The 18,865-nt window shown below is 62.3% G+C and carries 12 protein-coding genes and 4 pseudogenes; 6 read left to right on the top strand and 10 right to left on the bottom strand.

What is annotated here, in order from left to right; translation table 11 throughout:
• Positions 1 to 15: 15 nt before the first annotated feature.
• From BLR63_RS06965 to BLR63_RS06925, 10 genes and pseudogenes are all read right to left on the bottom strand, one after another.
• Positions 16 to 539 (bottom strand): annotated as a pseudogene (locus BLR63_RS06965) (chemotaxis protein CheW).
• 55 nt (positions 540 to 594) lie between these two features.
• Positions 595 to 1,107, bottom strand: coding sequence for a chemotaxis protein CheW (locus BLR63_RS06960; RefSeq protein ID WP_050901314.1), 513 nt, complete (start codon positions 1,105 to 1,107; stop codon positions 595 to 597).
• 3 nt (positions 1,108 to 1,110) lie between these two features.
• Positions 1,111 to 1,689 (bottom strand): annotated as a pseudogene (locus BLR63_RS31790) (methyl-accepting chemotaxis protein); the annotation flags it as partial.
• Between the two features lie 321 nt (positions 1,690 to 2,010).
• Positions 2,011 to 2,598 (bottom strand): annotated as a pseudogene (locus BLR63_RS31785) (methyl-accepting chemotaxis protein); the annotation flags it as partial.
• Between the two features lie 953 nt (positions 2,599 to 3,551).
• Complete coding sequence (locus BLR63_RS06950; RefSeq protein ID WP_010563048.1) at positions 3,552 to 5,699, bottom strand: chemotaxis protein CheA; 2,148 nt, start codon at positions 5,697 to 5,699, stop codon at positions 3,552 to 3,554.
• A 4-nt stretch (positions 5,700 to 5,703) separates the two neighbouring features.
• Positions 5,704 to 6,021: an STAS domain-containing protein gene (locus BLR63_RS06945; protein WP_010563049.1), complete on the bottom strand. Its 318-nt coding sequence runs from the start codon at positions 6,019 to 6,021 to the stop codon at positions 5,704 to 5,706.
• Between the two features lie 33 nt (positions 6,022 to 6,054).
• Positions 6,055 to 6,423, bottom strand: a complete 369-nt coding sequence (locus BLR63_RS06940) for a response regulator (protein ID WP_010563050.1) — start codon at positions 6,421 to 6,423, stop codon at positions 6,055 to 6,057.
• A 13-nt stretch (positions 6,424 to 6,436) separates the two neighbouring features.
• Positions 6,437 to 7,045, bottom strand: a pseudogene (locus BLR63_RS32295) (methyl-accepting chemotaxis protein); the annotation flags it as partial.
• A 739-nt stretch (positions 7,046 to 7,784) separates the two neighbouring features.
• Positions 7,785 to 8,414: a response regulator gene (locus tag BLR63_RS06930; RefSeq protein ID WP_010563052.1), complete on the bottom strand. Its 630-nt coding sequence runs from the start codon at positions 8,412 to 8,414 to the stop codon at positions 7,785 to 7,787.
• Positions 8,411 to 11,335, bottom strand: coding sequence for a PAS domain-containing sensor histidine kinase (locus BLR63_RS06925; protein WP_010563053.1), 2,925 nt, complete (start codon positions 11,333 to 11,335; stop codon positions 8,411 to 8,413). Before BLR63_RS06925 ends, BLR63_RS06930 begins: the two co-directional genes overlap by 4 nt.
• Positions 11,336 to 11,725: 390 nt before the next feature.
• Here BLR63_RS06925 and BLR63_RS06915 point away from each other — a divergent pair, with 390 nt between their 5' ends.
• The 6 genes from BLR63_RS06915 (at position 11,726) to BLR63_RS06890 (ending at position 18,803) form a co-directional block, all read left to right on the top strand.
• The gene (locus BLR63_RS06915) at positions 11,726 to 12,847 is read left to right on the top strand and encodes a PAS domain-containing protein (protein ID WP_042946421.1); all 1,122 of its coding nucleotides are present in this window, start codon (positions 11,726 to 11,728) and stop codon (positions 12,845 to 12,847) included.
• Positions 12,844 to 14,298 carry a sigma-54 interaction domain-containing protein gene (locus BLR63_RS06910; protein ID WP_010563056.1) on the top strand — a complete coding sequence of 485 codons (1,455 nt, stop codon included), beginning with the start codon at positions 12,844 to 12,846 and terminating at the stop codon, positions 14,296 to 14,298. The genes BLR63_RS06915 and BLR63_RS06910 overlap by 4 nt, the downstream gene beginning before the upstream one ends.
• A gap of 257 nt (positions 14,299 to 14,555) precedes the next feature.
• A complete protein-coding gene (locus BLR63_RS06905; RefSeq protein WP_010563057.1) occupies positions 14,556 to 15,155 on the top strand; it encodes a dimethylamine monooxygenase subunit DmmA family protein in 600 nt (199 codons plus the stop codon).
• Positions 15,152 to 16,120, top strand: a complete 969-nt coding sequence (locus BLR63_RS06900; protein WP_010563058.1) for a PDR/VanB family oxidoreductase — start codon at positions 15,152 to 15,154, stop codon at positions 16,118 to 16,120. Before BLR63_RS06905 ends, BLR63_RS06900 begins: the two co-directional genes overlap by 4 nt.
• A gap of 13 nt (positions 16,121 to 16,133) precedes the next feature.
• Positions 16,134 to 17,174: a heme-dependent oxidative N-demethylase family protein gene (locus tag BLR63_RS06895; RefSeq protein ID WP_010563059.1), complete on the top strand. Its 1,041-nt coding sequence runs from the start codon at positions 16,134 to 16,136 to the stop codon at positions 17,172 to 17,174.
• Between the two features lie 102 nt (positions 17,175 to 17,276).
• Complete coding sequence (locus tag BLR63_RS06890) at positions 17,277 to 18,803, top strand: APC family permease (RefSeq protein WP_010563060.1); 1,527 nt, start codon at positions 17,277 to 17,279, stop codon at positions 18,801 to 18,803.
• The last annotated feature ends 62 nt before the right edge of the window (positions 18,804 to 18,865 follow it).

Genomic DNA, 18,865 nt, shown 5'->3' with positions numbered 1-18,865 from the left:
ATTCCCAAAAAAGCATCAGGCGGCTGAAGGCACCAGGGACTCAAGGTTTGCCAGCACATCGACCTGTTCCAGGGACAACACGCGACCGATATCCAGCAACAGCACAAAACCGCTGTCCAATTTGCCGATGCCCAATAGAAAGTCGGCCCTGACATCGGTGCCGAAATTCAATGAAGGTTCGATAGCCTGGTCGGCGATTTCAAGCACCTCGCTGACCGCATCCACAATGATGCCCACCGGTTTGCGCACGTTATCGGTCTGGACCTCGAGGATCACAAAACACGTGCGCGACGTCTGCACCGTGCGCTCGCCGCGAAAGCGCACCCCCAGATCCAGCACGGGAACCGCGGCACCGCGCAGGTTGATCACGCCGCGGATGCTGGGGGCAACAGCGGCACGCTGGTGATCGGCCCATATTCGATGATCTCTCGCACATTGAGCGTGCCCACGGCGAACATCTCATCCCCCAGCTCGAAGGTGAGGTATTGGCTCGGACAGGCAGCCGTGGCCTTGCCTGGACTTTCGGTAGATAGCGCCATGATTCACCTCGGATCAATTGCCTTGCGGTCGCGCCTGGAGGCGCGGCCGTTCGCGTCACGCGTTCATCAAGCCGGCCATCTCATCGACACACAAGACATGCTCGATTTGCAGCAGCGTGACGAACTCCCCGCGCACCTTGGTCATCCCGCGGATGAAGTCGGTGCGAATATGATTGCCGAAGGCTGGGGCGGGCCTGATATCGCTGTCGAGGATCTCGATCACTTCGCTGACCGAATCCACCACCACCCCCAGCACCTGGGACTCGCCCTCCTTCGCCGCCTCCAGAATGACGATGCACGTACGGCTGCCCAGTTGCGCCACGCCCTTGCCGAACCGGGCCTTGAGATCCACGACCGGCACCACTGATCCACGAAGGTTGATCACCCCCCGCAGGAACGCCGGCATCATCGGCACGGTGGTCACCTGGCTGTATTCGATGATTTCGCGAACACTTAAGGTGTTGACCGCGTACATCTCCTGATCAGCCAGGAAGGTCAGGTACTGCAAGGGTTCATCGACCGGCAGGGATGACTGCGAAGTGCCCGGCATAACGGCTGAGGCACTCATGGGTCAACTCCCGAAGCGGACGAAACCGCCGTCGGCCGAACGGCTTTCGGAATCCAGCAGGGCCCCCGCACGACTGAGGCTGGGCATTGCCACAGCTCGCCCGGCACGCTTGCTTTGTACGGTGAAAAAGCCCATGAGCTCCTGCAACTGCTCGGCCTGGCCACTCATTTCCTCAGCCGTCGCCGCCAGCTCTTCGGAGGCCGACGCGTTTTGCTGAGTCAACTGGCTCATCTGCGACATCGCGCTGTTGATTTGCTCGGACCCGATGGACTGTTCTTCCGAAGCGGCGGCGATTTCCTGGACCAGATCCGAAGTCTTGGCGATCGAAGGCACAATCTCGTCGAGCAGGTTGCCCGCCCGTTCGGCCAGGGCCACGCTGTTCTTGGCCACTTCACTGATTTCCTGCGCGGCAATCTGGCTGCGTTCGGCCAATTTGCGCACTTCTGCCGCCACGACCGCGAACCCTTTGCCGTGCTCGCCGGCACGCGCCGCTTCAATGGCGGCATTGAGCGCCAACAGGTTGGTCTGGTAGGCGATGGAATCGACGATGCCGATTTTTTCGGCAATGGTCTTCATCGCCGCCACGGTGTCTTTCACCGCGCGACCACCTTCCGACGCTTCCTTGTTGGCTTTGCCGGCCATGCCGTCGGTCACCTTGGCGTTTTCGGTGTTCTGGGAAATCGACGCCGACATTTGCTCCATCGATGCCGATGTCTGTTCCACCGACGCGGCTTGCTCGGACGCCGACTGCGCCATGCTTTGGGCCGTGGCGGAGATCTCTTCGGACGCACTGGACAGCGAATCGGCCGAGCCGCGCACTTCACCGATGATTTCCGAGAGTTTTTCCACGGTGCCATTGACCGAGTTCTTCAGCTCCAGGAACTTGCCTTGGTAATCGCCGCCGATGGTACGGGTCAGGTCGCCGTTGGAGATCGCCGACAAGACGTCCATGGCCTCGGTAATCGGCACGATGATCGCATCCAGCGAACCGTTGATCCCCAGGATGATGCGGCGGAAATCGCCCTGATGCCGCGTGGCGTCAGGCCGGGTATCGAGCTTGCCAATCATCGCGCTGTCGCTGATCTGACGCGTGTCGTCCACCAGGGCCAGGATGTTGGCCCGCAGTTGCTCGATGTTTTCATTGATAAAGGCTTTCTTGCCGGGGAACTGCTCCAGGGGCGCCGACAGATCGCCTTCGCCGAACGCGCGGATGCACGCCATGGCTTTTTTCTTCACGCTGATATGGCCGCTGACCATCTGATTGATGCCTTGACCGATATCGCGGTACGAACCGCGGAAGCGCTCGACATCGATCATGACGTCAATGTCGCCTCTTTCGTGCTCGCTGGACATGTGCTGCATTTCATTGATCAGCGCCAGGACGTTGGTGCGCAGCAGCTCGATGTTTTCATTGATAAAGGCTTTTTTGCCGGGGAATTTTTCCAGCGGCGCCGACAAGTCGCCTTCGCCGAACGCGCGGATACAGGCCATGGCTTTTTTCTTGACCGCAATGTGGCCGTTGACCATGTCGTTGATGCCCTGGGCCATGGAGCGGTAACTGCCATGGAAGCGGCCAGTATCGATCTGCACGTCGATGTCGCCCTTGTCGTGCTCACTGGACATACGGTCCATCTCCACGATCAATTCATGCAGGCACGCGCCCAACTGCTGCATGCTCGCCATCAGGCTGCTGGTGTCGCCCTGCTTGAGCGTCACCTTGGCATTCAGCTCGCCGGCGGACAAACGTGCAGCGAAGGCTCGGACCACCGACGGCTCGGCGCCCAGCTGACGCATCAGGCTGCGCCCCAACAACGCGCCGATCAGCACGGTTGCCAACAGCGTCAGGCCGCTGACCAACAGGATGATGGAGCGTGCATTCTTCTCCGTGGCGGTGGCGAGCAATTGGCCCTTGCGCCCCAGTTCCAGGTTGTATTCGCGCAGGTCGCCGATGGCCTTCATCGTCGTGCTCTGCAAGGGTTGGCTGGTCTCGATCAATGTGCGGGCCGAGGCTTGGTCACCGCTGTCGATCAACCGGTCGAAGTGAGCCTGCATGGCAGCAAACTCGCCGATGTGGCCCTGCAACTGCTTCAACAGTGACGCGTCATGGTCGTCGGAAGTCAACTCGGCCTGGTAGTGATCCAGGGCTTTGCCGATGGCGCCCAGATTCTGCGCAACGCTGTCCGGGTAACCCGGGAAGAGATTTTTGTCGCTCGCGTTCAGGCGTTGCCATTCCAGGGTGTGAAGGTCGGCGAAGGCCGCGGCGACGCGGTCGATTTCCAGCAAGCTGGGCACGGTATTGACGTTGGCATAGCTGGCGCTCGTATTGATTTCATCGGCCAGGTAAAGGCTGGTGCCACCCAACACGGCGACACCCAGCATTGCCGTAAAAACCAACAACATGATGTTTCTGATAACGGTCATGGCGAGGAACTCCTGATGACGCTTCATTGAGTCGATAAGAGACTTGGGGTCGAACGGTGGGTGGCGTCCTTGGCAACGTGTCCTAACAAGTTGGGTATATCCAGAATCAGGGCGACGGCTCCACTGCCGAGGATGGTGAACCCGCCCAGCCCATGGGCTTCACCGAACACTTTGCCCAGTGGTTTGATCACGGTTTGAAACTCCCCCTGCAAGCGATCGACCACCAGGCCGGCACGCATGCCGGCGTACTGCACGACGACCACGTTTTCGCGGTTACCTCCAGGTTCTTGCACATCAAACATGTCCCGCAGCCGCAAGATCGGTAGCACATCGCCCCTGAGGTCCAGGTAACCGGTTTCCGCCACCTGTTCCGGCGCCAGTTCGATGCACTCCTCCACCATGTTCAGCGGAATGACATAAGAGGCCTTGCCCACACCGATCAGAAAACCGTCGATGATTGCCAGGGTCAGCGGCAGGCGAATCCGCACCGTGGTGCCCCGCCCTTCTTCGCTTTCCAGACTCACACTGCCGCGCAAAGCCGTGATGTTGCGCTTCACCACGTCCATGCCCACGCCCCGGCCCGACAAGTTGCTGATCTGGTCGGCGGTGGAGAAGCCCGGTTCGAAGATCAAATTCAGGATGTCTTTGTCTGCCGGTTGCTGGCCGTCTCCCACCAGGCCGCGCTCGCGGGCCTTGGCCAGAATCTTGTCTTTGCCCAGGCCGCCGCCGTCGTCCGACACTTCGATCACGATACTGCCGGATTCGTGATAGGCATTCAGGCGCACCGTGCCCTGGGCAGGCTTGCCGCGTTGCACGCGAATGGCGGCGGCCTCGATGCCGTGGTCCATGGCATTGCGCACCAGGTGCGTGAGCGGGTCGCCGATACGTTCGACGACCGTCTTGTCCAGCTCGGTCTCGCCACCGTCGATGCGCAGCACGATGTCTTTGCCCAGCTCTTTGGAGACGTCCCGCACCACCCGCTGGAAACGCGTGAACGTCGCACCGATCTGCACCATGCGCAGGGTCAACGCCGAGTCGCGTACCTCTTCGACCAAGCGCGACAACAGGCTGGTGGCCTCGATCATCTCGCCAATCCCGCTGCGCACCGCCACCAGATTGGCGCCGGCCCCGGCGATGATCAGCTCACCGACCAGATTGATCAGTTGATCCAGCTTGGCGGCATCGACCCGGATCAGATTGCCTTCGTTGCTCGCCGCCGCTTTGCCGGCCTTGCTCGACGGCGCGATGGAATCCTGCAATGGATCAAGCTCGCCGCGCAGCTCGGTCGGTGCTGGCTCCCCGTCGTGGGCGACGAGGGAGGCCTGGGACTCGGTCAATGTGCCGCAACGGACCAGCAGCTCGAGCAGCGCGGCATTGTCTTCGGGCAACGCGTCGATATGCGCGCGACAGGCTTGGACAGTGGCTTGCGGGGCGAGGATCTGCACGAGGGCGTCATCGCGGACAAAATCAAAAGCGCCGTCGATGACGTCCCGCGAGGCCTCGCTTTCCAGGGCGAGTTCAAACCCCAGGTAGTTGGTTTCCGGGTCCATCGACGCCATGGGCGGCAACGACTCGAAGAGCGTGACGGTACTGAGCAAGCGCCCCAGGGTGCCCAGGTAGCGCAGGAACGCCAGGGGGTCCATGCCGTTGCGCAATACGTCCGGGCCAAAGCGCAGCGACAAATGCCAGTGGCCGGGAACGCCCACTTGGTCGTCCGTCGACGGCGTACCTTGAGCAGTGGCCGAAGCCGTCGGCAGCGAACCCTCCAGATACGTCCCGAGCTGTTCGCCCAGGCGCTGGCCCTGGACCTGCAACGATTCCTCCAAGCGATCGAGGTGGCCATCCTCGGCCACCAGGTCGATCAACTGGCCGATATGGTCACGGGCATCGAGAAACAATGCACTCAACGCCTCGTCGACGCGCACTTCCAGGCTGCGTACCCGATCCAGCACGCTTTCGGCGACATGGGTGAACTCAACGATAGGCATCAAGCCGAACAAACCGGCCGAGCCTTTGATGGTGTGGGCCACGCGGAACAGGCCGTTGATGGTGTCCAGGTCCTGCGGCGATCGTTCGATCTGCAGCAGCGCGTCTTCCATCTGCAGCAGCAGCTCGCGGCTCTCAGCGATGAACGTCTGCAGCACGTCATCCATGTTCATGGGCTGGGCCATACATTCATGCTCCAGCAGACAGGGGGAAACAGGCATTGGCGAAGTAGTCGTCAAGGCCGCTGAGCCGGATGGCTTCGATCACGGTGGGGCTGGGGTTGCTCAGCAACAGCTGGGTGCCCTCCATCAGCGACTCGCGCTTGATGAGGATCAACAGTTGCAAGCCGGCGCTGTCCAGTTCATCGACATTGGACAAGTCCAACTCGACTTCATGGGCCAGGGGAAACAACGACAACAACAGGTCTTTTTGTTCACTGGCGGTGTAAATCGTCAGGGGGCCTTCCATGACCTGGATTCGACGCAGCATCGGAATGGTGCCTTTCATGGAAACCTCCTGGCCAGCGCTCGCTGGTCTTCGCTATGGCAGGATCAACTTGGAGACGGCGGTGAGCATTTGCGCGGGCTGAAAGGGCTTGACCATCCACGCCTTGGCGCCGGAAGCCTGGCCTTGCTGCTTCATCGCATCACTGGCTTCGGTGGTCAGCATGATCACCGGGGTGAACTTGTAGGCCGGCAGCAACTTGGCGGCCTTGACGAAACTCAGGCCATCCATGTTGGGCATGTTCACGTCACTGACAATCAGATGGATCTTGCGTCCGTCCAGCTTGCTCAGCGCGTCTCGGCCATCACAGCCTTCGATCACGTCGTAACCCGCGCCTTTGAGCGTGATGCTCACCACCTGACGGATGGAGGCGGAATCGTCGACGATCAGAATGGTTTTGCTCATCGGAAAAACTCCTCTAGAAAAAGGTGATGTCGCTGGCCTCGGCCTTCACGTGGGTTTTGCCGTCATGAATGACGTGTTGCTCGGGCATCGTGTAAGACGTTGAAAGCTCTTGCAGCCAACGGTCACTGGCCATCGGCGCGAGGGTATGCCCGCTCTGGCTCGCGGCCTGGCGCTCGTCCAATTGCCGCTGCAACTTGTCCAGGTCGCGGGTGATCAGCGCCAACATCTGGCTGACGCGATCCTGAAACTGCAAGGCGACCAGCACCTGGGCAATCTCATCGGCGACGTTGGCGCTCTGCTGTTGCAGGTCATGGCTGTTGCGCACGAGGGTCTGGGCGGTGTCGCGAAAATGTTCGATGACCTGGGAGACCACGCGCTCCGAGTCGGCGAGGGTCAAGGTGTCTTGTTCGGCGTGGTGGCGGGACATTTGCACCGTCCGGGCAATGGCCGCGTTGACGGTGTTGACGGTTTCACTGATCTTGCGCCCGGTCTCGCCGGACATGCTCGACAACTTGCGCACCTCGTCGGCCACCACCGCAAACCCTCGCCCTGCTTCACCGGCCCGCGCTGCTTCGATGGCGGCATTGAGGGCCAGCAAGTTGGTTTGACTGGCGATGTCGCCGACAAACTTGGCCATCTGCTGGAGTTGCTCGGTGAAGCCTGAGAGCTGCAGCACTTCCTTGAGCTCGCTCTCTTTATTCGAGAGCGCGGCGCGCAGGGCCAGAACGATGGAGTTGAGGTCGTGTTGGCCGACCTCCAGCAAGTCGACCAATTGCTGGGAAGCGTCTTGCCCGCTATTGCTGGTCACGCTGTGGCTGATGTTCGACGACAGCGCGCCAAAGCGTTCGCTGAGTTTGAGGATCGACGTTTCGCTGATCTGCCGGGCGGCTTCGATCTGCCGGGACCAGATCGGCAGCACGCTCAGACACACACCGGACAGGCCGCTATCGACGGCCAATGTCGCCGAGGCCACCGCCGGTTGATCGAGCAGCAGGCGCAGGCTGTTCCAATGCGCCTGGTGACGCCTATTCGCCCAGAGGCCCAGGCCGAGACACAGCGCCAGCAACAGACTCCCCGCCCCTGCCGCCGCCATGCTGAAACCGTTGCTGTAGGCAATCGCAAAACCGCCGAGCAGACCGGCCAAGGCCACGGGAAACAGTGTCAAGGCAGCCGAGGGGGGGGTGGTCTGTGCGCTCAAGGTCGGTCTCCCAGTCAGAGCATCTCGTCGCCGGTTGATCGGCAGTTCGAGTGCTTGAAAGGAATGCTGGCCCAATAATGGCACCCCTACCATCAGACCATCCCGATTCTAGAGTAGGGATACCGGGAGGCCGGGTAGGAAAATCCCTACCCGAGCGTGCCGATCACGAAATCCCCAAGGTCATGGCGAAGCGAACGATGTCCGCTGTCGAGTTGAATCCCATCTTTTCCATGAGCCGAGTCTTGTGGGTACTGACCGTTTTGTTGCTGATCACCAGTTGCTCGGCAATCTGGTTGACACTCATGCCATGGGCCAGCAAGCGCAGAATCTGGAACTCGCGATCGGACAGGCTCTCGACGTAGGTCTGCTGCTTGAGTCCACTGCTCTGCAGGGCAATCTGCTCCGCCAGGGCCGGGTCCAGGTAACGCTGACCGCTGACCACTCGGCGCATGGCGGCCAACAGGGTCTCGGGGTCGCGGTCCTTGGTGAGATAGCCCAACGCACCGGCACGCAGGGCGCGTTGTGCGATGTGGATTTCGTTATGCATGCTCAACACCAGGATCGGCAGCCCGGGGTACTGGGTATGCAGTCGGGCAATCAGAATCTCGCCGCTGATACCGGGCATGTTCATATCGAGCAGCAGCAGGTCGATCTCCACCTGGCGCAGCAGCTCGATCAACTGCGTTCCACTTTCGGCTTCGGCCACGACTTGCACGTCGGGCACCAGCGTAAACAGTTGCTTGAGTCCTTCGCGCATGATGGTGTGATCATCGGCGATCAACAGGCGAATCATGAGTACGTATCCTTGTGCATCGGAATGAACGCCTGCACCGTAGTGCCGTGTCCGGGATGGCTGAAAATGATCACTTTGCCGCCCAGCATCACGCCCCGCTCGCGCATCCCGGCCAACCCCAGGGTCTGGCGGGTGACGGCTTCCGGGTCGAAGCCCTTGCCGTTGTCCTCGACCTCCAGCAGCCAGTGGGTTTCCTGCGGGCTCAGGGTGACGCTGACCTGCGTCGCTTCGGCATACCGCGCAATGTTGGTCAGCGACTCCTGCACGATGCGAAACGCGGCGGTGACGTGGGTATCGGGGAGCATCAGGGGAATCGAGGGCAGGTGCAACACACAGGGAACCCGGGTCAAGGTGACGAATTCGCTGGTCAGCCACTCAAGGCCGGACACCAGCCCCAGGTTCAACGCCGACGGGCGCAGGCTGGTGGAGACGTCACGTACGACCTGGATCGTCTTGTCGGTCAGGGCCATCAGCCGCTCGACCTGCGGGGTCAGCTCGGGGGTTGAGGCGCCGAACTGAAACCTCAACAGGGAGATGCCCATGCGCAGCGCCGTAAGGTGCTGGCCAAGTTCATCATGGATCTCCCTGGCGATCAGTTTGCGCTCCTCTTCCCGTGCCGTTTCCCGGCGGGTCGACAGATCGCGCAGGTGTGCATTGGATTTGGCCAGGCGCCGTTCGGCGGCGCGCAGCTTGGAAATATCCCGCCCCACCGCCAGCACGCTGACGACCCGCTGGCCGTCGAGCTCCGGCACGAAGTGGATCAGCACCACTTTGGGCGCGGTGGTTAATCCCGAAAGGCGGAATTCTTGTTCCGTCGCTTTGTTTTCATGAATCACTTGGGCGACCAATTCGCGAAACAGTTGGGCTTGATGATTCCCCGGCGCCACGGCGTCCATGGGCATTCCCACCAGCTCCGGACCCGCCCCGCCCAGCCATGTGCGCAACCGTGCATTGACGTAGAGCACGTCGCCATGGGCGCTCAACCGCGCGACTGCGTCCGGGCTGTTTTCTACCAGTGTGTTGATGTCGTGCTGGCGTTCGAGTTCTTTCTGGCGGGCCCTGGTCAACTGGGTGATGTCACGGCTGATCACCAGGATCTGGGGAGCCAGACGCGCCGAGTCCACCACCGGCACCAGGGTCAAGTGCAGTTGACGGACATCGTGGCGCAGCACCATGCACTCATCGGACTCCACCACCCGTCCGGCAGCAGTGCAGCGCTCGCACAGCGCCTGGATTGTTTGCGCGCTCAAGCGACCGAAGATCGACGCCAGGGACTCTCCGATCACATCGCCATGCGCTTTGCCCAGGGCGCGTAACAACGCGGGGTTGACCTCGACACAACGCAGGCAAGCGTCCGGGGACATTTCCAACAAGCAAAGCATGTCCAGCGTGTGGTCGAAAATGTCCCGGTAACGACGCTCGCGCTCCCGGAGCAACGACTCTGATCGCCAGCGCTCGATCGCGATCGCTGCGATATGACACGTCTGGCGCACGCGCTGGATGTCGCTCTCATCCGGCGCGGAGCCAGGCGTCTGGGACACCTCGAAAGTGCCAAGGACATGACCTTGTTTGTCGATGATCGGCTCGGACCAGCCGGCAGCGAGACTGCTGGCGGCCAGCGCCGCAGCCCCCTCATGGGTGGCCGACTCAGGGCCGCGCGGCTCTGCGAGCTGGACCCTGCAGGATCGACTGGGCAAGGCCAATTGCAGATAGCCCACCAGTAACGCCAGCGTGTCCTCCAGGGATGCCCCTGAGGCCATTTTTTCGAAAATACCCAAGCGTGCGTCTTCAAGGACTTGTTGCTTGCGCAACTCCGTAATGTCGTGGGCCAGCGCCAACACGCCGATCACCTCGCCGCTCTGGCTGCGCTCGGCCGTCAGGCTGACCGCACAGCTGACAGACTCGCGGCTGTCCGAGAGGGACCAACTGTCCAGAAATTGCGCGGTTTCGCCGGTCGCGACCACATGGCGCAGTCGGTTGAAATAGCCCCTGTCATCCTCTGCCGGGCTTACGCCGATCGACTCGTCGTAAGACATGCCGGTCAAGAGCAAAAATGTCGGGTTGACGTAAGTGCGCAACAGGTTGCGATCGTAACGGACAATGATGTTGGGTGAGTTTTCCGCGAGGGTGAGAAATTTGAGCTCGCTGCCCATCAGCGTTTCGCGAAGCTGCCAGTTCTCAGTGATGTCCTCCAGTTGGGAGACAAAACACGTCGGCTGCCCTTGATCGTCGCGGACCAGTCCCACCGTCAAGCGCACCCACACCACGCGCCCGTCACGATGGATATAGCGTTTATGCAACGTAGCCCCAGGCCTTGCCCCGCGCTTGAGTTCGTCGATCAACTGCTTGCCGACCTCAAGGTCGTCGGGGTGGGTCAGGGCCATGAACGTGGTGGCTTGCAGTTGTGCTTCGCTGTACCCCAGCAGCGTGCAAATCACCCCATTGGCCCGCAGCCAACGACCGTCCAGCGACACCAGCGCCAGACCAGTACCGGAGGAGTCGAAAATGGACCGTAGCGGAATGTCCGCGAAGCGTTCGGCACTGGATGGCGGGGGCGACGGCTGCGGGTCGGCAATGACCTCGACAATAAAATAATCGTCGCGCCACACCGTCAACGAGATGTCCAGCCGGCACAAGCCCGTACTCAGCGCGGCAAAACGAGCGTGTGGTTTTCCCGCCGCGCCTGCTTCCAGCGCGGCGTCGAACAGCCGATGGTCTTCAGGCCGCAGAAAGGAAACAAACGCACTGCCCACTGCCGGACAAACACCCTTATGGATGTGCAGATGTGCGAACGCGGAATTCACCGCCACCACCCGCGCGTCACAATCCAGTGCGACAACCGCAACGGACAGGCACCCGAGCACACTCTCGAGGGTGCGCAATCGATCATCATCAGCGGTTGCCTGCGCGCGGCGAATCATACTTCCCTGCACTTCCATTCAGCCTACCCGTTGTCTATCTGGTTTTAAGCAGGTCTTCAGCGTCAGCATGCGGATGCTTTGGTCGAACTGTAGCTCACTCTCAGGCTTCGAAAAGCTAGCGCAGAATATCAGCACTGACTGTGTGGCAATTCGTCTATTTTGGCCTGCCGGCCGCAGTGCATCCGAATGGATTGAATTGCCTCCGGGGCCCTGCGCGCCCACCTGTCGGCCGACCGATGGGGGAACGCTGCAATTTCGACAATCTGTGCTGCAATAATGCAACACCTGAAAGGCTTGATCTCGCGGCCGCCCCAGAGATAGCAGGCGCTGGGAGTTGGCACATATTGTGCGGCGCCCTTCATTTGTTCATCTCCTCGACCCGGGCCAACCATGCAAATACTTCAAACGCTTGCTGACCGAGGCGTCCTTCACACCTGTTCTGTCGCCGAGAATGGGCAGCTCCTCGATGCCTCGGTGTCGTTGAGCGACCAGCTTGGCTATGTGGCCGCCGAACTGCGCAATTTCAGGATAGAACGGATCTTCTCGGCCGAGTCCGTACACCTGCTGCACAACCTTTTTGCCAGCCCCCCGCCGGATGAAAAACTGCATCACCTGGAACTGACCTTGATCCGTCACGGCAATAGCCTGTACCCGGTGCTTGCCAGTGGCCTGTTCGAGTGGGGTGAGGCGCGCGTTCCGACCGTGCATCTCGCACTCATGCCGCTGGGGCCGTTGAATCACCGCCTGAACGAACTGCAGAACGCCAACGAAGTCATGAGCCAGATGCTCTATAGCGCCAAGGTGGCCTATTGGTGCATCGAATGGCTCGATCCCGTGGACATCACCGGCGCCCCCGACGAGGTGGTCCGCCAGGTGTTCGAAAACCGTTCCCACTGGCGTATGTGCAACCGTGCCATGGCCGACGTCTATGAGATGCCGGCGGATGTCGACTTCAACCAGCAGCCGGTGCGCCTCTATTGGCCACGCAGCCCGGCCAACGAGGAGTTCGTGCGCCGCCTGGTGGAAACCGACTTCTGCGTCGACGGTGCGCTCTCGGTGGACCGTCGCCACGATGGTTCCCCCGCCTATGTGGAAAATGACGTGCGCGCCAGCATCCACAACGGCCAGTTGTCGCGCATGTGGGGCAGCATCCGCGATGTCAGCCAGGAGTTGCGGGTGCAGCACGACGCCGAGCAGCGCATCGATGCGTTGCGCCGGGTGTTCGATGCAGTGCCCGACGCGGTGGTGGTGATCGACGAAGCCCTCCAGCCGCAATGGCGCAACGCCGCCTTCGAGCACACCTTTGGCATCACCCAGGGCGCCGGCATCGCCCGTGCCTTGCTGGATCAGTCACTGCCCGAGCGCACATGGCGCAGCGTGCAGCTCCCGGACCTGAGCGGTCGGCCCCAGCTGTACAACGTCCACTGTTCGCGGATTCTCATGCAGGAAGGGGTGGCCTGGAAGGTCGCTGTGCTGCGGGCGGCCCGACACAGCAGTGAGTTGCATCCATGATCGAGAAAACCCTCCTGCCATCCTTGAAAATGGGCATGCGCTCCTCGGTGAACGTCAGCAGCGACGTGCTCTGCGCACTCCTGGAAACCCCGGCCCTGCATGCGCTGCTCGACAGTTTCAGCGAGGCGATCATCCTCTGTGACGGCGAATCGCGGCTGCGCTTCCTCAACCTTGCCGCCGAGCGGGTCAACCGCCTGTCCCGTCAGGAGGCCGTCGGCCTGCCCATGGTCGAATTTTTCCAGCGCTCCGCCTTGAGCTTCGACGACTTCCAACAGGCCGTGGGCCGTGGCGCCACCCGTGCGCTGACCCGCTCCCGCGACGGCCGGATGTTTCTCACCAGCAGTCAAGCGGTGCCCACCGGTGCCTACGAGAAGCCTTACACCCTGTTGGTCCAGCATGACTTCGATGGGCGCGAGAACCAGCGCCGCCCCTCGCAACAGGCGTTCACCCCGACGCCGGACAACGGCTTGGGCGACCCGCAGGACAACGCCCTGCACCTTTCGCCGCTGCTCTCCAGCATCGCCGACACCGGCGTGCGCGCCTTCCGCCGCCGCGCCCGCCTGCTGCTGCTGGGCGAGTCGGGCGTCGGCAAAACCGCCATTGCCCGGCACATCCACCGTGCCGCCGGCTGGGGCGACCGCCCTTTCATCCACGTGAACTGCGGCAGCATCCCCGACAGCCTGTTCGAGTCCGAGATGTTCGGCTATGAGCGCGGCGCCTTCACCGGCGCGTTGCAGGGCGGCAAGCGCGGCTATATCGAGAGCGCTTCCGGCGGCACCTTGTTCCTCGACGAGATCGGCGAAATCCCCCTGCATGTGCAGGCCAAACTGCTCAAGTTTCTTGAAGACGGCACGATCCAATCGGTGGGCTCGCCCCTCTCCAAGACGGTCCAGGTGCAAGTCATCGCCGCCACCAACAAGGACCTGCGCCGCCTGGTGGAAACCGGCGAATTTCGCGCCGACCTCTACTACCGCCTGGCGGTGCTGCCGATCGAAATTCCGCCGTTGCGCCAGCACCTGGAAGACTTGCCGGTGCTCATGGATATCCTCCTGATGCGCATCAACCGCGACCGCCAGCCCATCTTGCGGCTCGCCAACGGCTGTCGCCAGCGCCTGATGAACTACGACTATCCCGGCAATATCCGCGAGTTGGTGAATGTTTTCGAGCGCCTGGCCGTGCTGGCGGACGAAGAGGCCCAGGAACACCACCTGCCACCGGAGTTGCTCGGCCTCGCCACCCCGGTATTCGCCCGCCCCGCCACGGAACAGGTCGACACCCAAGGCCAGGCGCCGACCGGTGAGGAAGCCGGCAACCCGCTCAAGGCCCAGGTGCAACGCTTCGAACGCCAGATGATCCTGCAGGCGGTCCAGAGCCAGGGCAGCAAACGCAAGGCCGCGCAGCAGCTCGGCATTGACGTCGGCACCCTGATTCGCAAGCTGCAACGCGACTGATTCCAAGGGCACAGGGATGTGCCAGGCGCGGCCGTTTTTCCTCCCCGTGTATCCCCACAGCGCTGCGAGAATGCCAACAGGGCATTTCATTTCTGCCTACACCCCACCCCACGCCCAAAAACAAATCCCTTTACTTTCAATGATTTAAATAATTGGCACAGTCCATGCTCCAGTGAACTGCAACCCATCCACCTGAGTGGGTCATTGCATCGAAACCGGGCCCTGTGAGGCCCGGCAGCTCTGGAGGCACAACAATAATGCTGATAACAGGTATCAAGAGCCGGCCGGTCTATGACGACCTTCGCCCGCTTTGCGGTGGTAACCACCACATCATCGCGGGCCAGGGCAGCGGTGGCAGCACCCTGCTCCGCCTGCTCGCCGAAATGCCGCGCACCGCACCGATCCGCGTGCTCTATTCCACAGAGAGCTTCTCCGGGCACAACCACCTGGAAGCGCTCCAGGCTGTCGACGGCGTGGAGTTGCGTGTCTACACGAGCAACCGCGCCCTGGTCGACGACCTGCACGTGTTGCTCGAACAGTCGCGTATGGGCTCGCGCCTGTACCTGGCAGGTTCGGAAAGCTTCATCGGCACCGCCATGCAGGCCGCCACCGCGATCAACCTGAACACGGATGAAGTGCTGCGCGAGCACTGCGGCTCGTTCGTGCGTCGCGTCTGGTGCGTGCACTGCGACGGCTACACCGAGAACGTCACCCAGCGCGTCTTCGAATGCCCGCACTGCGCGCGCACCCTGGTGGTCCGCGATCACTACTCCCGCCGCCTCGCCGCCTTCCAGGCGGTGAAGGCCGACGCTGAAGTCCCCGGCGAGTTGCCGGAAACCGAGGAACTCGACACATGAGCCAGTCCACCGGAACCCTCAACGTCCGCGTCGCCCGCATCGAGGCGGTCACCCCGGAGATCAAGCGCTTCACCCTGGTCTCCCGCGATGGCGGGCACCTTCCGCCGTTCTCCGGCGGCAGCAACGTGGTGGTGCTGATCCCCCACGAAACCGGCACCTACCGCAACGCCTATTCGCTGATGAGCTCGCCCTACGACGCCAGCGCCTACCAGATCGCCGTGCGTCGCGTGGAAGACGGTCGCGGCGGTTCCCAGCGCATGCATAACGCAGTGAAGGAAGGCGACGAGCTGGAAATCCTGCGCCCGGTGAACCTGTTTCCACTGAGCAAACATGCGCGCCTGCACCTGTTCATCGCCGGCGGCGTGGGCATTACGCCGATCTGCTCGCAGTTGGCCGAGTTACGCCTGCGCGGCACGCCCTTCGAAGTTCACCTGGCGGTGCGCGGCACCGAACACGCACGCCTGGGTGAAGAGTTGCGACGCGACTATGGCAATGCGGTGCGCCTGTATCACAACGACCGTGGCGAGCGCCTGGACATCCACGCCGTACTGGCCGACCGCCCGCTGGGCAGCGACGTGTATGTCTGTGGCCCGGAAGGCATGATCCAGGCGACGATCGACAGCGCCCACGCCCATGGCTGGACCGACAGCCACATCCACTATGAGCGTTTCCTCGAACAAGGCAGCTCCGGCGCCGCGTTCAGCGTGACCCTGGCGCGCAGCGGCGCGACCATCGAGGTCTCGCCCGACCAGAGCCTGCTGGAAGCCGCCGAGGCCGCTGGCCACGAGCTGCCCTACCTGTGCCGTGGCGGTGCCTGCGGCATGTGCGAGACCACCGTGCTCGAACTGGACGGCGAGATTCTCCACACCGACGACTGGCTGTCCGACGAAGACAAGGCCACCAACAAGAAAATCATGCCCTGCGTGTCGCGTGCCAAGTGCTCGCGACTGGTCATCGACTGCTGAACGGAGAACGACCATGACCATTCAATTCCGCCCCGACGAAACCTATCGCGACGACTACACCTACGCGAACAGCCCCGAGTGCATCGCCCGCGCGCCCTTCCCGTTCCCGGACGACGAGTACATGTACTCGATGAACCTGGAGCCCCATGTCTCGGTGGGCGACGGTGCATTCAGGGCCATCTTCGACATCGACGAACACTACATCAGCGAATGCCGCGACCGTGCCATCACCCTGGAGAAAGACCCGGGCATGCACTACGTCTCGGCGCCGCACATGATGGAGGCACAGTGGGACCTGCTCGAGCTGATCATGGAGGCCTATGCCCAGGACTATCCCGAATATTTCACCCTCGAGCGTGACGGCACCCGCTGGCACTGGACCAACAAGCTGCTGGGCATCGACGACACCTTCACCTTCGGCGATCCGACCACCCTGCCCTACGAGCCGATGGAGTACATCACCCGCCAGGCCCAGGGTGATTGGGTCCTGCAAGAGGAGCGCGACGGCACGCTTTACTGGGGCGCCGGCATCGCCACCCAGCGCGCCGATTACTCCCTGCGTTTCAACCTCGGCATGGCCTGGCACGAGTTCCACGGGCCGGTGCCGCTGGTGAAGGAAACCGGGATGCTCGACCGCGCGTTGAAATTCCTCCTGCGTCTGCGTTGCGGCCACCCGGTGCGACGCTTGAACTGGTCGCTGACCGTCAACCCGCGCCTGGACGTCTCCGCCGAGAGCCTGCCGGACTGGGCGCCGGACCGCACCCTGGTGACTGCCGAGAACGCCGGCAAGCGGGTCTACCTGCGTATCGAGCTGCAGCCCCTGCACCGTCTGCCGCGCAGCAACGCCATCGTGTTCCCGATCCGCACCTACCTGCTGAACCTGGAAGACATCGCCACTAACCCCGCCTGGGCCAAGCGCATGCACCGCGTGCTCAAGTCCCTCAACCAGGACCTGGTGGACTACAAAGGCTTCACCCGTTACCGCGATGCCACCGTCGAGTGGCTATCGCAGTTCGACGACGGCAGCGACGAGAAAGTGGTCAAGGCCGTCTGACCGAGCGTTACCGATAACAACAAAAAAGCTCTTCCATGAGCACCGGCGGGCCTGAGCCCGCCGCCCAAGCAAACGACTGCCATTCAAATGAGGAAAAATAATATGAGTGGGTCTTCTGCGGCGCGTGCAGCCGCCACCATCGACCAGGACGCCGAGCAACTGCGTGCGCTCGGCTACAGCTCTAACTTCGACCGCAGCATGAGCCTGTGGGAAAACTTCTCGCTCGGCTTCACCTATCTGTCGCCGGTGGTCGGCGTCTACACCTTGTTCGGCCTGTGCCTCGCGGCCGGCGGCCCGCCGATGTTCTGGTCCTACCTGCTGATCGGCCTCGGCCAATTGCTGGTATGCCTGGTCTTCGGTGAAGTGGTTTCGCAATTCCCCATCTCCGGCGGCGCCTACCCCTGGGCACGGCGCCTGGTGGGCAAACGCTGGGCGTGGATGGTCGGCTGGGTCTACGCCTGGGCGCTCTGCGCCACCATCGCCGGCGTGGCCATCGGCGCCGGTCCGTACCTTGCCGCCATGCTGGGCTTCGAGCCCCATGCCAACGCCAACATCTACATCGCCCTGGTGCTGATCCTGCTCTCCACCGGCCTCAACCTGGTGGGTACCCAACTGCTGGCGCGCGTGGCCATGTTCGGTTTTCTCTGCGAACTGGTCGGCGCCATCCTGGTGGGCGTTTACCTGTTGCTGTTCGAACGCCACCAGCCGTTCAGCGTGCTGTTCGACACCTTCGGGATCAACGTCAACGGTTCCTACCTGCCGGCGTTCCTCGCCGCGTCCCTGGCCGGGCTGTTTCAGTACTACGGCTTCGAGGCCTGCGGCGACGTGGCCGAAGAAACCCCCAACCCCGGCAAGCGCATCCCCAAGGCCATGCGCATGACCATTTACATCGGCGGCTCCGCAGCGATGTTTGCCTGCCTGGCGCTGATCCTCGCGGTACCGGACATCCAGAAGGTCATCGCCGGCGTGGACACCGACCCGGTTGCCACTATCCTCGCCAATGCCTTCGGTCCGGTGGGCTCGAAACTGGTCATGGCGGTGGTGATGGTGTCCTTTATCTCTTGCGTGCTCAGCCTGCAAGCCGCCGCCAGCCGCCTGCTGTTCGCCTACGCCCGTGACGAGATGATTGTCGGCAGCCACCTGCTCAAGCGCCTTTCCGCCAACCACGTGCCGTCTTTCGCCCTGGTGGTCAGCGGTGTGGTGCCGGCCGCCATCGTGTGCCTGGGGCTGTTCATGGCCGACGCCGTGGCCACCATCGTCGGCTTTGCCGCGATCGGTATCTACGTCGCCTTCCAACTGATCGTCGTCGCCGCGCTGATTGCCCGCGCCAAGGGCTGGCGACCGAGCGGCCAGTTCAGCCTGGGCGGCTGGGGCCTGTTGGTGAACCTTGCGGCGCTGATCTACGGCGTCGCCGCCATCGTCAACATGGTTTGGCCGCGCAGCCCGGATGCCGCCTGGTACATCAACTACTCGATGATCCTGACTACCGTGGTGGTGGTGGGTTCGGGCTTCCTGTACATGCTGCTGGCCAAGCCCTATGACAAGGGCACGGCCCCGGCCGGCGACGCATGGAAGTTCTCCAAGCCTGCCGCGAAGGCGGCGGATGTCGCCAGCGTGGCGACACGCTGAGCCACTGGCTCGTCTTCCCCTCTCCCGCTTGTGGGAGGGGGGTCTGCCTGGCTGGGCAATGT

The sequence above is a fragment of the Pseudomonas extremaustralis genome (assembly GCF_900102035.1).
Taxonomy (GTDB): Bacteria; Pseudomonadota; Gammaproteobacteria; order Pseudomonadales; family Pseudomonadaceae; genus Aquipseudomonas; species Aquipseudomonas extremaustralis.
The sequence above is the reverse complement of the archived record's forward strand: the minus strand, read 5'-3'. Positions and strand labels throughout refer to the sequence as shown.

Bases quoted from the DNA above. Each gene is read 5' to 3' on its own strand.
- BLR63_RS06905 (WP_010563057.1), top strand. From the start codon at position 14,556: ATGCTGATAACAGGTATCAAGAGCCGGCCGGTCTATGACGACCTTCGC.
- BLR63_RS06895 (WP_010563059.1), top strand. From the start codon at position 16,134: ATGACCATTCAATTCCGCCCCGACGAAACCTATCGCGACGACTACACC.
- BLR63_RS06960 (WP_050901314.1), bottom strand. From the start codon at position 1,107: ATGAGTGCCTCAGCCGTTATGCCGGGCACTTCGCAGTCATCCCTGCCG.
- BLR63_RS06925 (WP_010563053.1), bottom strand. From the start codon at position 11,335: ATGATTCGCCGCGCGCAGGCAACCGCTGATGATGATCGATTGCGCACC.
- BLR63_RS06915 (WP_042946421.1), top strand. From the start codon at position 11,726: ATGCAAATACTTCAAACGCTTGCTGACCGAGGCGTCCTTCACACCTGT.
- BLR63_RS06940 (WP_010563050.1), bottom strand. From the start codon at position 6,423: ATGAGCAAAACCATTCTGATCGTCGACGATTCCGCCTCCATCCGTCAG.
- BLR63_RS06930 (WP_010563052.1), bottom strand. From the start codon at position 8,414: ATGATTCGCCTGTTGATCGCCGATGATCACACCATCATGCGCGAAGGA.
- BLR63_RS06950 (WP_010563048.1), bottom strand. From the start codon at position 5,699: ATGGCCCAGCCCATGAACATGGATGACGTGCTGCAGACGTTCATCGCT.
- BLR63_RS06900 (WP_010563058.1), top strand. From the start codon at position 15,152: ATGAGCCAGTCCACCGGAACCCTCAACGTCCGCGTCGCCCGCATCGAG.
- BLR63_RS06890 (WP_010563060.1), top strand. From the start codon at position 17,277: ATGAGTGGGTCTTCTGCGGCGCGTGCAGCCGCCACCATCGACCAGGAC.
- BLR63_RS06910 (WP_010563056.1), top strand. From the start codon at position 12,844: ATGATCGAGAAAACCCTCCTGCCATCCTTGAAAATGGGCATGCGCTCC.
- BLR63_RS06945 (WP_010563049.1), bottom strand. From the start codon at position 6,021: ATGAAAGGCACCATTCCGATGCTGCGTCGAATCCAGGTCATGGAAGGC.